Source organism: Streptomyces sp. (assembly GCF_035645055.1).
Classification (GTDB): domain Bacteria; phylum Actinomycetota; class Actinomycetes; order Streptomycetales; family Streptomycetaceae; genus Streptomyces.
The window spans coordinates 24,930-39,480 of record NZ_DASQNH010000003.1 but is presented as its reverse complement, the minus strand read 5'-3'; the positions used below and the strand labels follow the sequence as shown (position 1 = coordinate 39,480).

Annotated in this window: 13 protein-coding genes and 1 pseudogene; 10 read left to right on the top strand and 4 right to left on the bottom strand. The window is 72.3% G+C overall.

All coding sequences use genetic code 11. The features are described 5' to 3' along the window. Window positions 1-21 precede the first annotated feature (21 nt). The 3 genes from VE614_RS01495 to VE614_RS01485 all read right to left on the bottom strand — a co-directional run bounded on the left by VE614_RS01495 (window position 22) and on the right by VE614_RS01485 (window position 3,078). Window positions 22-738, bottom strand: coding sequence for a DsbA family oxidoreductase (locus VE614_RS01495; protein WP_324930598.1), 717 nt, complete (start codon window positions 736-738; stop codon window positions 22-24). 104 nt (window positions 739-842) lie between these two features. Continuing rightward, window positions 843-1,451 carry a DUF1349 domain-containing protein gene (locus VE614_RS01490; protein ID WP_324930596.1) on the bottom strand — a complete coding sequence of 203 codons (609 nt, stop codon included), beginning with the start codon at window positions 1,449-1,451 and terminating at the stop codon, window positions 843-845. A gap of 97 nt (window positions 1,452-1,548) precedes the next feature. After that, window positions 1,549-3,078 (bottom strand): aldehyde dehydrogenase (NADP(+)), encoded by a 1,530-nt coding sequence (locus VE614_RS01485; RefSeq protein ID WP_324930593.1) that lies wholly within the window; start codon window positions 3,076-3,078, stop codon window positions 1,549-1,551. Between the two features lie 116 nt (window positions 3,079-3,194). Here VE614_RS01485 and VE614_RS01480 point away from each other — a divergent pair, with 116 nt between their 5' ends. The 6 genes from VE614_RS01480 to VE614_RS01455 all read left to right on the top strand — a co-directional run bounded on the left by VE614_RS01480 (window position 3,195) and on the right by VE614_RS01455 (window position 9,039). Continuing rightward, the gene (locus tag VE614_RS01480) at window positions 3,195-3,968 is read left to right on the top strand and encodes an IclR family transcriptional regulator (protein ID WP_324930590.1); all 774 of its coding nucleotides are present in this window, start codon (window positions 3,195-3,197) and stop codon (window positions 3,966-3,968) included. Between the two features lies 1 nt (window position 3,969). After that, a complete protein-coding gene (locus VE614_RS01475) occupies window positions 3,970-4,455 on the top strand; it encodes a GNAT family N-acetyltransferase (protein ID WP_324930588.1) in 486 nt (161 codons plus the stop codon). A gap of 123 nt (window positions 4,456-4,578) precedes the next feature. Next, the gene (locus VE614_RS01470) at window positions 4,579-5,595 is read left to right on the top strand and encodes a hypothetical protein (protein WP_324930586.1); all 1,017 of its coding nucleotides are present in this window, start codon (window positions 4,579-4,581) and stop codon (window positions 5,593-5,595) included. Further along, window positions 5,592-6,860 (top strand): sensor histidine kinase, encoded by a 1,269-nt coding sequence (locus tag VE614_RS01465; RefSeq protein ID WP_324930583.1) that lies wholly within the window; start codon window positions 5,592-5,594, stop codon window positions 6,858-6,860. The genes VE614_RS01470 and VE614_RS01465 overlap by 4 nt, the downstream gene beginning before the upstream one ends. 10 nt (window positions 6,861-6,870) lie before the next feature. Further along, complete coding sequence (locus VE614_RS01460) at window positions 6,871-7,533, top strand: response regulator transcription factor (RefSeq protein ID WP_324930580.1); 663 nt, start codon at window positions 6,871-6,873, stop codon at window positions 7,531-7,533. 54 nt (window positions 7,534-7,587) lie between these two features. Next, the gene (locus tag VE614_RS01455; RefSeq protein WP_324930577.1) at window positions 7,588-9,039 is read left to right on the top strand and encodes a peptidoglycan D,D-transpeptidase FtsI family protein; all 1,452 of its coding nucleotides are present in this window, start codon (window positions 7,588-7,590) and stop codon (window positions 9,037-9,039) included. A 67-nt stretch (window positions 9,040-9,106) separates the two neighbouring features. Here the strand turns inward: VE614_RS01455 and VE614_RS01450 are convergent. Further along, window positions 9,107-9,512 (bottom strand): annotated as a pseudogene (locus VE614_RS01450) (hypothetical protein); the annotation flags it as partial. A 253-nt stretch (window positions 9,513-9,765) separates the two neighbouring features. On the opposite strand from VE614_RS01450, the gene VE614_RS01445 reads away from it, so the two are divergent. The 4 genes from VE614_RS01445 (at window position 9,766) to VE614_RS01430 (ending at window position 14,551) form a co-directional block, all read left to right on the top strand. After that, complete coding sequence (locus VE614_RS01445; protein WP_324930573.1) at window positions 9,766-10,332, top strand: SigE family RNA polymerase sigma factor; 567 nt, start codon at window positions 9,766-9,768, stop codon at window positions 10,330-10,332. Then, a complete protein-coding gene (locus VE614_RS01440; RefSeq protein WP_324930570.1) occupies window positions 10,329-11,186 on the top strand; it encodes a hypothetical protein in 858 nt (285 codons plus the stop codon). The genes VE614_RS01445 and VE614_RS01440 overlap by 4 nt, the downstream gene beginning before the upstream one ends. A gap of 82 nt (window positions 11,187-11,268) precedes the next feature. Next, window positions 11,269-12,102 carry a pectate lyase gene (locus VE614_RS01435; protein WP_324930567.1) on the top strand — a complete coding sequence of 278 codons (834 nt, stop codon included), beginning with the start codon at window positions 11,269-11,271 and terminating at the stop codon, window positions 12,100-12,102. A gap of 250 nt (window positions 12,103-12,352) precedes the next feature. Further along, a complete protein-coding gene (locus VE614_RS01430) occupies window positions 12,353-14,551 on the top strand; it encodes a family 43 glycosylhydrolase (protein ID WP_324930564.1) in 2,199 nt (732 codons plus the stop codon).

Here is a 14,551-nt window from a genome sequence, read left to right as displayed (position 1 = left end):
TCCCTGCGGCGCTGTCCGTCCTTACGAGGGCTGGGGCACCGCGCAGCCCTCCGGACCGCACGCGTCCGCCCCGCCGTCGTCGAGCAGCCGGAGCGGCGAGCGCTCGCCCCAGGCCTGGTCGAGGGCCTGGGCGAAGACCTCGGCGGGCTGCGCGCCGGAGATGCCGTACTTCCGGTCGAGGACGAAGAACGGTACCCCGGTGGCGCCGAGCTGCGCGGCCTCCTGCTCGTCGGCGCGGACCTCGGCGGCGTAGGCGTCGGGGTCCGCGAGCACCGCGCGGGCCTCCTGGGCGTCCAGTCCGGCGGCGACGGCGATCTCCACCAGTCGCTCGGTGTCGTCGAAGACGGACCGCTCCTCGGCGAAGTTGGCCTCGTACATCAGCTGGATCAGCTCGCCCTGGCGGCCGTACTGCTTGGCGTGGTGGAGCAGGCGGTGCATGTCGAAGGTGCTGCCGTGGTCCCGGCCGCGGGTGCGGTAGGCCAGGCCCTCGGCGGCGGCCTGGACGCCCAGATTGTCCTCGGCGGCCTGCGCCTGCTCCTCGGAGATGCCGTACTTGCTCGCGATCATCGGCACGACCGGGCCGGTGTCGCCCTTGGAGCGCCCCGGGTCCAGCTCGAAGGAGCGGTGCACCACCTCGATCTCGTCACGATGCGGGAAGGCCGCCAGCGCCTTCTCGAAGCGGGCCTTGCCCACGTAGCACCAGGGACAGGCGATGTCGCTCCAGATCTCGACGCGCATGTTCTCGGCTCTCCAGCTGTTCCGGTCTCGGTACGGAGACTCCCTCCGCGAAGGTATGTGAACCTTCAACCTGCCGGATTCATTCCCCGCCGGTCCGCGCGGCCTCAGCTTCCGTCGCGCAGGTCGTCCGGCCAGCCGGGCCGGAACCCGATGTGGTCGTACGTCACCACACATCCCTCCCCGAGCGGCGACTGCGCCATGAAGCCGACCAGGGCCGCCCCGGTCTCCCTCTCCTCGCCCAGCGTGAACAGCCGGACGAAGGTCCACCGCTCGCCGTCCCGGGAGGCGTGGAAGGCGAAGGCGCGGCCCGTGCGGCTCACCCGGAGCCACACCGAACTCCCCTCGACCGTGAAGGAGTTGGCGTCGTCGGAGTGCCCCCGGGTGACCACCGTGCAGACGGTGGGCACGTCCGGGGAGTACTCCAGGCACAGCTTGGCCCAGGCCCGGTCGCCGACATGGACGTAGAGCACTCCGGCGTCGAACGCCGCGCCGAACCCGACGGTCACCCGCGCGACCAGCCGGAAGTCGCCCTCCGGCGCCCCCAGCAGCCGGGGTGCGTCGGCGGCCGGCTCCAGCGCCTCCCCGGTGGGCGGCACGAACCGGTCCTGCCGGGGCCCGGCCCACCCGGTGAGCACCCCGTCCTCATAGGACCAGTGCCCGTCGGGGCCATAGGTACGGAGGGGGAAGGGAAGCTCGGGAAGTTCGACGTCCACGACCATTTCTCCCAAGAGCAGGGGACCGCCTCAGGGGGCGCGGCGCTGTATCGCGGTGCCGCACCCCCACGGGGAGGCGGGAATTGCCGGACAGGCCCTAGCGCTCCAGCACCCCGTTGAACCGCCGAGGCAGCCCCAGCGGATTCTCGTCCCGAAGCTCGGCGGGCAGCAGGGCCTCAGGCGTCCCCTGATAGACGACGGGCCGCAGCCACCGCTCGATGGCGGTCCCGCCCACCGACGTGGACGTCGACGTCGTGGCGGGGTACGGCCCGCCGTGGTGCTGCGCCGCCGCGACGGCGACCCCCGTCGGCCACCCGTTCACCAGCACGCGGCCGGCCAGCGGCGTCAGCTCGGCGAGCAGCTCCGCGCCGCGCCCCTCGCCGGCGGCCTCCTCGGCGGACAGGTGCACGGTCGCCGTGAGGTTGCCGGGCAACCGGGACAGCACGGCCTTGGCCTCGTCGGTGTCCTGGTAGCGGGCGACGACCGTCACCGGCCCGAAGCACTCCTCCAGCAGCAGGTCGTGCTGGCCCTCCCGCGCCAGCTTCCCGGCGGGCACGGTCAGGAAGCCGGGGCTGACGGTGTGCTCCCCGCCCGCGCCCGGGGTCACGGGCGCCTCGACCTCCGGCAGCTGGGCCCGCTCGGCGACCCCGGCGACGAAGTTGTCGCGCATCCGGTGGTCGAGCAGCACCCCGGCGTCGACGGCGCCGACCGCGTCGGTGAGGGTCTTGACGAGCTGGTCGCCCGCCGCACCGGCCGGCGCGAGGACGAGGCCCGGCTTCACACAGAACTGGCCGACGCCGAGCGTCATGGACCCGGCGAGCCCGGTGCCGATCGCGTCGGGGCGCTCGGCCGCCGCGGCCTCCGTGATCAGGACCGGATTGAGGGAGCCCAGTTCGCCGTGGAAGGGGATGGGGACGGGACGGGCGGCCGCCGCGTCGAAGAGCGCCCGGCCGCCCCGTACGGAACCGGTGAACCCGGCGGCGGCGACCAGCGGGTGCTCGATCAGTTCGATGCCGGCCTGGAAGCCGTGCACCAGTCCCAGCACGCCCGCCGGGATGCCGTGCTCGGCGGCGGCCTCCCGCAGCACCTCGGCGACCTGCTCGGACAGGGCCGGATGGTCGGGGTGTGCCTTGACGACGACCGGGCAGCCCGCGGCGAGGGCGCTGGCGGTGTCGCCGCCGGGTACGGAGAAGGCGAAGGGGAAGTTGGAGGCCGAGTAGACGGCGACCACGCCGAGGGGCACCTTGTAGCGGCGCAGGTCGGGGATCGGCGGGGTGGCGGTGTCGTCGGGGTGGTTGATGACGACGTCGAGGTAGGCGCCCTCGTCGACGATGTCCGCGAAGGCGCGCAGCTGGTAGCAGGTGCGGGCGAGTTCGCCGGTGAGCCGGACCGGGCCGAGCGCGGTCTCGGCGTCGGCGGTCCCGACGAGCCGGTCCTTGGCGGCGTCGAGACGGTCGGCGGCGGTGCGCAGGAAGGCGGCGCGGGCGGTGCGGTCGGTCAGCGCGCCGCGGGCCTCGTGGGCGGCGCGGACGGCGGCGTCCACCTCCTGGGCTGTGGCCTCCACCGCAACCTGTTCACGCTGCTTCCCGGTACGGGGGTCGACACTCCAGACTGGTGCTGCTGCCACCACGGGTCCCTCCCAGTATGTCTCCCGCCCGGCAGGGGCGTTCGATATACTGAACACTGTCTCTGATGATGAACGATCGAGAGACTATTTCCCGTCCAACGAAGGGGTCAAGGGCGATGTCGGCAGGCGAGACGGGCGGCGGAGCGCAGGTCAAGTCGGCAGTGCGGACGGTGGAGCTGCTGGAGTACTTCGCGGCCCGCCCCGGTATGCACTCCCTGGCGTCGGTCCAGGAGGCCGTCGGGTACCCCAAGTCCAGCCTGTACATGCTGCTGCGCACGCTCGTCGAACTCGGCTGGGTGGAGACCGACGCCACCGGCACCCGGTACGGCATCGGGGTGCGGGCGCTGCTGGTCGGCACCTCCTACATCGACGGCGACGAGGTGGTCGCGGTCGCCCGGCCGACCCTGGACCGGCTCTCGGACGACACCACCGAGACCATCCACCTGGCCCGTCTCGACGGCACCAACGTGGTCTACCTGGCCACCCGCCAGTCCCAGCACTACCTGCGCCCCTTCACCCGCGTCGGCCGGCGCCTGCCCGCCCACTCGACCTCCCTCGGCAAGGCGCTGCTGAGCACCTACACCGACGAGCAGGTCCGCAAGATGCTCCCCGAGACGCTGCCCGCGCTCACCGAGAACACCATCACCGACCGGGAGAAGCTCATCGAGGAGCTGCACCAGGTGCGGGAGCAGGGGTACGCGGTCGACCGCGAGGAGAACACCCTGGGGCTGCGCTGCTTCGGCGTGGCGATCCCCTACCGCACCCCGGCCCGCGACGCGATCAGCTGCTCGATCCCGGTGGCCCGGCTCACCCCCGCGCATGAACAGATGGTCAAGGACGCCCTGTTCGACGCGCGGGACCGGCTGACCCTGGCGACCCGGAGGCTCTGACGTGCAGGTGGCACTCCGCCCGGTCCACGACAGCGACCTGCCGGTCTTCTACCGGCAGCTGAACGACCCCGAGTCCCTGCGGATGGCCGCGTTCACCCCGCGGGACCCGGCCGACTGGGACGCCTTCACGGCCCGGTGGCGGGGCCTGCGCTCCTCCGCCGACGTGCGCGCCCGCACGGTGCTGCTCGACGGTGACGTGGTGGGGAACGCGGCGGTCTACGGCGCCCCCGGTGAACGCGAGGTCACCTTCTGGGTGGACCGCGCGTACTGGGGCCGCGGGGTGGCCACGGCCGCCCTGCGCGCCCTGCTCGCCGAGGTCCCCGAACGCCCGCTGTACGCCCGCGCGGCGGCCGACAACACGGGGTCGCTGCGGGTGCTGGAGCGGTGCGGCTTCCGGGCGCGCGCCCGGGAACGGGGTTACGCGCAGGCACGGGGCGAGGAGATCGACGAGGTCGTCCTGAAGCTGGAGGACCGAGCGGGAGGCTGAGCCCGGAGGCTGCCCGGGTGCCGAAGCGAGGGACTGCTCGGCCGAGGCGTCTCCCCCGCGCGGCGGAGGCGGATCGTCGCAGGGCAGGACGCGTGCCAGGGGTTTGCGCGGGAGCGTGGGGGCATGACGCAGACAGTCGCCGTTTCCCCGCAGACCGGCAGCTCCCCCGCCGCCACCGACCGGCCCCGCAGAATGCTGCGGGCCGTCGCCGTCGTCTCGTGCCTGCCGTATCTGAGCCTCAAGGTCGCCTGGATCGCCGGGAGTCACCTCGGGATCCCGGACGGCAGCCCGTTGCTGGAGCACCGCACCGCCGTGGCCGTGGCCAACGGCGTCACCGTGCTGATGGACGCCTGCGTGATCGTGCTGGCGCTGGTGCTGACCCGGCCGTGGGGTCTGCGGCTGCCCGCGTGGCTGCTCGCGGTACCGATGTGGGTGGCGACCGGGCTGCTCACCCCGATCATGACCGGCTTCCCCGTGCAGCTCCTCGTCAGCGCGTTCGGCGGCAGCGTGGACGCGACGGACGACGGGGGCGAACCCTTCCTGCACAGCTGGGTGTTCGGCGTCGTCTACGGCGGTTTCATCGTGCAGGGCCTCGCCCTCGGGGCGCTGTTCGCGCTCTACGCCCGGGACCGCTGGGGCGGTCTGTGGCAGGGCCGGGTGTGGGAGCTGCCGCGGGCCGTCCTCGGCACCGCCGCCCAGAAGACGGCCGCCGTCGCCGCCGCCGTCCTCGCCCTGCCGCCGCTGACCGCGCACCTGCTGTGGGCCTGTGGCGGCACGTTCGGTCTCAACGACGACCTGATCGCCGACCGGACCAGCGACTTCCACGTCGTGGAGGCCCAGTCCGCCGTCTTCGTCACCGTCACGGCCGCCGCCGGACTGATGCTCGCCTTCCGGCGCGGGCGCGCGCTGCCGGTCGCGGTGCCGCTCACCCTCGCCTGGATCGCGTCCGCGGCCGTGGCCTGCTGGTCGTGCTGGCAGGCGGTCGCCTCGCTGGTCGTCACGGAGAGCGCCGCGGAACGGCCCACACCGCTGATGAACCTCACCTACGCTGGCGGCATGATCGTCGGCATACTCGTCGCGGGCCTGGCCGTCCGCTTCCTCGTCACCCGCGCGGCGGCCGCCGGCCGGCCCACGGCGTGAGGGCGTTCGCCCGGGCACTGTTCGGGCGGCGGGCGCGCCGGCGCTGGATCCATCTGATCCTCGGCGGCGCGCTCGCCATGCCGTACGTGTTCGTCGGCCAGCTCGTCGTCGGGCCCGCCATGGACGCCCGGTACGTCTTCCAGGACCTGTTCCTGCAGCTGGCCTCGTTCGCCGTCGGACTGCCGCTCGCCGCCGTCACCGCGCTGTTCCCGCTGACCCGGCCCCTGGAGTCCGGCGCGGTGCGCTGGCTGTGCGGGGTGGCACCGGACCGGCTCGCCTACGGCCCCGCCCGCTCGCGTGCCGCCAAGGGCCGTACGGCGGCCTGGTTCACCCTGCATCTGGGGCTGGGCGGGATCGTCTCCGGGATGTCGCTGGCGCTGCCGCCGTTCGCCCTCTTCCTGATCCTGCTGCCGGTCCTCGCCCGGTTCCGCGCCGAGCAGCTCGACCTGCCGCCGTCCCTCGACCACACCTGGGTGTTCGCGCTGGCGCCGGTCGCGGGTGCGGCGTCGCTGCTGGCGCTGGCGGCCTGCGCGGCCGGCTGCGGCGCGCTGCTCGCCCGCTGGGCGCCCGCGCTGCTCGGCCCGGCGCCCGAGGACCGGCTGGCCGCCGCCGAACGGCGCGCCGCCGACCTGGCCGTGCGCAACCGGCTCGCCCGTGAGCTGCACGACTCCGTCGGCCATGCGCTCAGCGCGGTCACCCTCCAGGCCAGTGCCGCCCGCCGGGTGCTGGACAGCGACCCGGAGTTCGTGCGCGAGGCGCTGGCCGCGATCGAGGACACCACCCGGCGCACGGTGGGCGAACTGGACGCGGTGCTGGGCGTGCTGCGGGACGGCGACGCCCCGGGCACGGCCCCCGCGCCCACCCTCGACGCCGACCTCGACGGCCTGCTGCGCCGCACCCGCGCGGGCGGCCTGCGGGTGAGCTGCGACCTGGGCGTGGACCCGGCCGCGCTGCCGCCGCTGCTGTCCCGTGAGGCGTACCGCATCGTGCAGGAGGGGCTGAGCAACGCCCTGCGGCACGGCGGCGCCGGCGGTCGCGACGGTGACGGCGCCGGGGTCGCGCTGCGGGTGGTGCGGTCCGGCGACCGGCTGGAGATCAGCGTCGAGAACCCGCTGACCGGGCCCGCTCCGTGCCGCCCCGGCGGCGGGCACGGCCTGCGCGGCATCGCCGACCGGGCCCGGCTGCTGGGCGGCACCTCGGAGGCGGGCCCGGCCGGCGGGTCGTGGCGGCTGCGCGTACGTCTGCCGATGAAGGATCCCGCGTGAAAGGACCCCGATGACCGCCCCCTCCCCCGTACGCATCGTCCTCGCCGACGACGAGCGGATGGTCCGCACCGCGCTGCGCGCCATCCTCGCCGCCGAGCCGGACCTGGAGGTCGTCGGCGAGGCGGCGACCGGCGCCGAGGCGGTCTCGGCCGTCCGCGAGCTGCGGCCCGACGTCGTGCTGATGGACGTCCGGATGCCCGGGATCGACGGGATCCGGGCCACCGAGCAGATCCTCGCCACGGTGGACGGACCGCCCCGGATCGTGGTCGTGACCACCTTCGAGAACGACTCCTATGTGTACGACGCGCTGCGCGCCGGCGCCGCCGGTTTCCTGCTGAAGCGGGCGGACGCGGACACGCTGGTGCAGTCGGTCCGGCTGGTGGCGCACAGCGACACGCTGCTGTTCCCGTCGGCCGTACGGGCGCTCGCGGTGCGGCACGCGCACGCGCGCACCACGCCCCCGCCGTGGGTGACGAGGCTCACCACCCGGGAGAGCGAGGTGCTGCGGCACATGGCGGGCGGGCTGACCAACGCCGAGATCGCCCGGCGGATGGAGGTCGGCCCGGCGACCGTGAAATCGCATGTGGCGGCGGTGCTGGCGAAGATCGGCGTGCGGGACCGCACCCAGGCGGTGATCGCGGCGTACGAGGCGGGGTTTCTGAGGACCGGATGAGAAAACGGGCGGAAGGGAACGTTCGGACCGGCCCCGCTCGTCTGTCCGAACGGTATGAACAAGACGATCAGGCGCGCGTCGGTCTTCGCGCTGCTCCTGGTGTTCGCCCTGCTGGTCAGGGCCACCTGGGTGCAGTTCTACAACGGCCAGGCGCTGGCGGACGACAAGAACAACCGGCGGAACGCGATCGAGCTGTACAGCGAGCCGCTCGGCAACATCGTCGTGGGCGGCGAGGCGGTCACCGGTTCGGCGCGGACGAAGAGCGGCGACCTCAGATACAAGCGGACGTACAAGGACGGCGCGCTCTACGCGGCGGTGACCGGCTACAGCTCGCAGGCCTTCGGCGCCACCCAGCTGGAGGGCATCTACCAGGATCTGCTGGACGGCACGGACTCGCGGCTGAAGACCGTGATGGACACGGTCACCAACAAGCGCTCCGACCCCGGTGACGTGATCACGACGATCGATCCGGACGTCCAGCGGGCGGCGTACGAGGCGCTGGGCGACAAGAAGGGCGCCGCCGTCGCCATCGACCCCAAGACCGGGCGGATCCTGGCGGTCGTCTCCACCCCGTCGTACGACCCGTCGAAGATCACCACCGGCGACTCCGAGGCCTGGACGCGGCTCACCGAGGACGAGGACAAGCCGATGACCAACCGGGCGCTGCGCCAGCCGCTGCCGCCCGGTTCCACCTTCAAGCTGGTGGTCGCGGCGGCCGCGCTGGAGGACGGGCTGGTCTCGTCGGTGGACGAGCGCACGGACAGCCCCGATCCGTATCCGCTGCCGCTCTCCTCCGACGAGCTCACCAACGAGAACCCGAACGCGCCCTGTGAGAACGCCTCGCTCCGCGTCGCGCTCCAGTACTCGTGCAACAACGTGTTCGGCAAGATGGCCGTCGACCTCGGCCAGGACAAGGTCCGCGCGATGGCGGAGAAGTTCGGCTTCAACGACACCGAGCAGGACGTTCCGGTGCGCGCGTACGAGAGCGTGTACCCGAAGGACATGGACGGGGCGCAGACGGCCCTGTCCGGTATCGGCCAGTTCGACGTCACCGCGACGCCGCTGCAGATCGCCATGGTGTCGGCGGCCATAGCCAACGGCGGCAAGCTCGTCCAGCCGCACATGGTGTCGCAGATCACCGACCACAGCGGCGATGTGCTGGAGGACTACGACGACAGCCCTTCCAGCGAGGAGATCGTCAGCTCCGGGACGGCCGAGCAGTTGCAGTCGGCCATGCGGACCGTCGTCGAGGAGGGGACCGGCACGAACGCGCGGTTCCCAGGCGCCACCGTCGGCGGCAAGACGGGCACGGCCCAGCACGGCGAGAACAACAGCAAGACGCCGTACGCCTGGTTCACCTCCTACGCGAAGTCCGGCACCTCGGACGAGGAGGTCGCCGTGGCGGTGGTGGTCGAGCAGTCGGACGCGGCGCGTTCGGAGGTCAGCGGCAATGGGCTGGCCGCACCGGTGGCCAGGGCCGTGATGGAAGCGGCGTTGAAGAACTGAGCGTTGGCCGCGCGGCCGGTGCGCGGGCCGGCCGCGGCGGGTCGCGCGCCGCGCCCCTCCGGGCGCTTCACCGCACGCCGAGCAGCTGCTCGACCGGGTCGATCGCGAAGTGGACCAGGAACAGCGCCGAGGCGCCCCACAGCAGCCAGTGGACCTCCCTCGCCCCGCCCAGCACGGTCTTGATGACGACGTAGGCGAGGAAACCGGCGCCGATGCCGTTGGTGATGGAGTACGTGAAGACGAGAATCGGCCATCCGGTGAGGCTGCCGGAACCGCCGAGCTGAACCGGCACGGTGGTGTTCGCGGCGTCGGGGATCCGGCTGACGAAGCCGGCGTCGACGAAGCCGGTGAAGGCGATGAAACAGTCCGATGCCGACGCTGATGGCCTGCTTCAGCGGCTGTGGGATGGCATGCATGACGGCCTCGCGCAGTCCGGTCACCACCAGGACGCAGATCAGCAGGCCTTCGAGGACGAATTCCGTTCGGAGACCCGGAAGGACCTGTCGAACATGGCGGATGCTCCTCGGCGCCTGCCTGATCGGGTGCGGATGCTGGCTGGATTGTTCCCGCGCCCGACCCACCGCGGGTTTTCTCCGTGGTGCGGAATCGGAGTTCGGTCCGTCATACGGCATTCGAAACCCCGTACGGCGCGCTGGTACAGTTCCGGATCTCGTCCTGGCGTACGGCTGTTCGACGCCGGGGAATCGCTACGAGGAGAGACCGCCCGTGGGCACAGTCGTCGACGACGCCGCCTCCGTGGAGTTCCATGCCTTCTTCGAGCGCCACTACGCCGAACTCGCCCGGCTCGCCCACCTGTTGACGGGCGAGGCGGACGCCGCCGACGACCTCGCGGCGGACGCCCTGCTGGCGCTGTGGCACCGCTGGGACCGGGTGCGCGCGGCCGACCATCCGGTGGCGTACGCGCGCGGGGTGGTGGCCAATCTGGCCCGCACCCGGATCCGCGGCGCGGTGCGCGAGCGGCGCCGGATCGCCCTGTTCTGGTCGCAGCGCGAGGAGAAGACCGAGAACCCGGACGTCGCGGGCGTCGTCGACGTCCAGGACGCGCTGCGCCGGCTGCCGTTCCGCAAGCGGGCCTGTGTGGTGCTGCGGCACGCCTTCGACCTCTCGGAGAAGGACACCGCCCTCGCCCTGGGCGTGTCGGTGGGTACCGTGAAGAGCCAGACCTCCAAGGGAATCGCCGAGCTGCAGAGACTGCTCGGCACACAGCAGGCTTCGCAGCGGGTGCATGCCGCGATGGCGCGGACCGGCCAGGCCGCGGGAAGGGACCGATGATGCGGCGGGACGTGCACGACGAGCTGCGCGCCCGGCTGCGGGAGGCGGCCGAGGCGCATCAGCCGGACCGGGCGCGCATGCTGGCCCGGATCGAGCGCGGCATGGCCGGGGAGGTCCGCCCGGCCGCTCACCGGGCCACCCGCCCACCGGTGTTCGGCTGGCTGCGGGTGGCCGGGGCCACCGCCGCCGTCGCGGGCGTGCTCGCCGTCGGCGGGTACGCGGTGGCGTCCGCCGTGAAGTCGGACGACGCTCCACCGCAGGGCACGGTCGCGGTCACCGCGACGCCCGCCCCGTCGCCGGAGGCGACCAGCAGGCCGCCCGCCTTCCCCGTGGACCCGTCGCCGAGCGCCCCGCCCACGCGGCGGGAGGAGCCCGCCGCGCCGTCGTCGACGGCGCCGCCCTCCGGCACCCCGTCGTCATCGGCACCCCCGCTGCTGCCCTCCGGCGGTGACGTCGAGGACGGCCCGCTCTGGTCGGACGGCTCGGTGGACCCGCACAGCAACGAGTTCTGGGCCCAGAGCAACGTCACGCTGAAGACGTCGGAGCAACTGACCGAGCTGGCCGTTCAGTTGCGGGTGGCGCAGACCGGCGGGGTGTCCTCCACGGGCGCCTGGCGCTCGCTGCCCGAGGACGACTTCGAGCTGACGGTCGGCGAGGAGGACGGGTTCCTCGTCTACACCTGGCGGCTGAAGGAGGGCCGTACGGTCCCGGCGGGCGAGTGGGTGTTCGCGGGGCAGTACGACCATGAGCGCGGCGGCCGGGACGCCGGGGACGACAGCTACGCGGCGAGGGCCCGCACCGGGTCCGAAGAGCTGGCCGTGGCGGGCGACTTCGCCCCGCGCGGAAGGTCGTGAAAAAGATCCGAAGACGCGGCAACCCTTTCTCCACCGGTGGCGACCAGGAGACGCAAGGTTTCCCTCCCACGCAAGGAATGGCATGACAGCACGAGCCGAACAGCGCGTCCGCCACCGCCGCCGCGTCACGAAACGACGCGCGGCGATCGCCGGCGCCACCGCCCTCGGTCTCACCGGGGCGGCGATCGTCACCACGACGATGCTGTCCTCCGCGGGCGCCGCGTCCTCGTGGCCGACGGCCAAGGGCCCCAAGGCCGTCAGCAGCACCATCCCCGTCTCCGGCACCTACGACGGCGGCCACAAGCGCTTCTACGGCACCGGTGAACTCGGCGGCACCGGTCAGGACGAGGGCCAGGACCCGCTCTTCAAGCTCGCCGACGGCGCGGTGCTGAAGAACGTCATCCTGGGTGCCCCGGCCGCCGACGGCATCCACTGCATGGGCAGCTGCACGCTGCAGAACGTGTGGTGGGAGGACGTCGGCGAGGACGCCGCCACCTTCAAGGGCAAGTCGGCCTCGGCCGTCTACACCGTGCAGGGCGGCGGCGCGCGGAAGGCCGACGACAAGGTCTTCCAGTTCAATGGCGCGGGCAAGCTGGTCGTGACGAAGTTCCAGGTCTCCGACTTCGGCAAGCTGGTGCGCACCTGCGGCAACTGCTCGACGCAGTACAAGAACCGCCAGGTGATCATCGACGACGTCGATGTCACCGCGCCCGGCAAGTCGATCGTCGGCATCAACGCCAACTTCGGTGAGACGGCCGCCCTGCGCAACGTGCGCATCCACGGTGACAGCGGCAAGAAGATCAAGCCGTGCACCCGCTTCCAGGGCAACAACACGGGCAAGGAGCCCAAGGAGCTGGGCACCGGCCCGGACGGCACGCACTGCCTCTACACGGCCTCCGACCTCACCTACAAGTAGGCCCCAGCCGCCGGTCCGAGCCCCCCTCGGGCCGGTCCCGGTGCCGGTGCGAGCCCCCCTCGCCCGGCACACAGAACGCCCCCGCCGGTGACGACCGGCGGGGGCGTTCGCACGCCCCGGTCTCACGAAAACGTCGGAAACTTTCGCTCCCCGTCGTCCCGCCCGCACCGATTGACCCGTCGTCCCCCGCCCATGACACTCCGAAGGCACCGGCTTCCAACAGAATCCCCCACACTCACACAGGAGTGCCATGAGCCGTCCCCGCCTGCTCCTGCTCCCCTTCCTGGCCCTCCTCCTCGCCCTGCTCACCGCCCCACCGGGCACCGCCCACCCAGGAGCACCCCCCGTGAAAGCCCAGAAGTACGCCGGCTACCTTTTCGCCTACTTCACCGGCGAGGGCACCGCCGACGGCGAGCAGATCCGCTACGCCCTCAGCCGCGGCAACGACCCCCTGCACTGGCGCGAGCTGAACGCGGGCAAGCCGGTCCTCACGTCCACCATCGGCGAGAAGGGCCTGCGCGACCCGTTCGTCATCCGCTCCCCCGGGGGCGACCGGTTCTACATGATCGCCACCGATCTGCGGATGTACCGGGGCGCCAGCGGCAGCTGGGACCAGGTGCAGCGGCACGGCAGCAAGTCGATCATGGTCTGGGAGTCGACGGACCTGGTCCACTGGACCGACCAGCGCCTGGTCAAGGTCTCCCCGGACACCGCGGGCAACACCTGGGCGCCGGAAGCCCACTGGGACGAGACGCTGGGCGAGTACGTCGTCTTCTGGGCGTCGAAGCTGTACGCGCCGGACGACCCGGAGCACAAGGGCTCGACGTACAACAAGATGCTGTACGCCACCACCGAGGACTTCCGCACCTTCAGCGAGCCGAAGGTCTGGAACGACCCGGGCTACTCGGTGATCGACTCCACGGTGGCCGAGCACGACGGCACCTACTACCGCTACACCAAGGACGAACGCGATCCGGGCAGTTCGAGCCCCTGCTCGAAGTTCATCACCGCCGAGAAGTCGACGAGCCTCACCAGCACCGCGTACGACCTCGTCGCGGACTGCGTCGGCAGTGGCGCGATGGACCGCGGCGAGGGTCCGACCGTGTTCAAGTCGAACACCGAGGAGAAGTGGTACCTCTTCATCGACGAGTACGGCGGTCGCGGCTATCTCCCCTTCGAGACCACCGACCTGGACTCCGGCGAGTGGATCCCGTCGCGTGATTACCAGCTCCCGGCCAGCCCGCGGCACGGCACCGTCCTGCCCGTGACCCAGGAGGAGTACGACCGGCTGCTGGCCGCGTACCCGGTGACCCCGACATCGGTGGTGGACGCGACGGCGAAGGGCCAGAAGGGGTACGCCGTGGTCACCGAGGCCGCCGCCAAAGTGGTCCTGCCGATGGAGCCGAACGCCGATCCGCGCCGCCTCGCCCCGCGGCTCGCCGTCGGCGCGGGTGCCACGCTCACTCCGCCCTCCGGCACCCGCCGGGACTTCCGCACCCCGCGGACGTACACGGTGCGGGCGGCCGACGGCACCACCCGCGCCTGGACGGTCGAGGCGGTCCCCACCCGCAGCCCGGTCCTGCCCGGCCTGTACGCGGACCCGGACATCCGGTACATGGACGGCCGCTACTGGATCTATCCGACGACGGACGGCTTCCGCGGCTGGGGAGGCACCCGGTTCAAGGCCTTCTCCTCCAGGGACCTGGTCCACTGGGAGGACCACGGCGTGATCCTCGACCTCGGCCCGGACGTGGCCTGGGCGGACACGTACGCCTGGGCGCCCGCGATCGCCGAGAAGGACGGCAGGTACTACTTCTACTTCTGCGCCGAGCAGCAGATCGGCGTGGCCGTCGCCGACTCCCCCGCCGGCCCCTTCGAGGACGCGCTCGGCGAACCCCTGGTCGCCAGGGGCCGGTTCGCGGGGCAGATGATCGACCCGGCCGTCTTCACGGACGACGACGGCACGTCGTATCTCTACTGGGGCAACGGACGCGGCTATGTCGCCCCGCTGAACGACGACATGACGTCCTTCGACGCCGCCCGCGTCCGGGACATCACCCCGGCGGACTTCCGTGAGGGCTCGTTCGTGGTGAAGCGCCGGGGCACGTACTACTTCATGTGGTCCGAGGACGACACCCGCAGCGAGAACTACCACGTGGCCTACGCGACCGGCCCGAGCCCGCTCGGCCCGTGGACGAAGCGGGGCACGATCCTCGCCAAGCGGCCGGAGTACGGCATCCTCGGCACCGGCCACCACTCGGTGGTGAACGCGCCCGGCACCGACGACTGGTACATCGTCTACCACCGCTTCGGCCTCAGCGGCCCCGGTCGGCCGGGCGGGGACGGCACCCACCGGGAGACCACGGTCGACCGCCTCCGGTTCGCGGCCGACGGAACGATCATGCCGGTGGTGCCGACCCTGGAGTCGATCCGCCCGGCACGGCGGTGA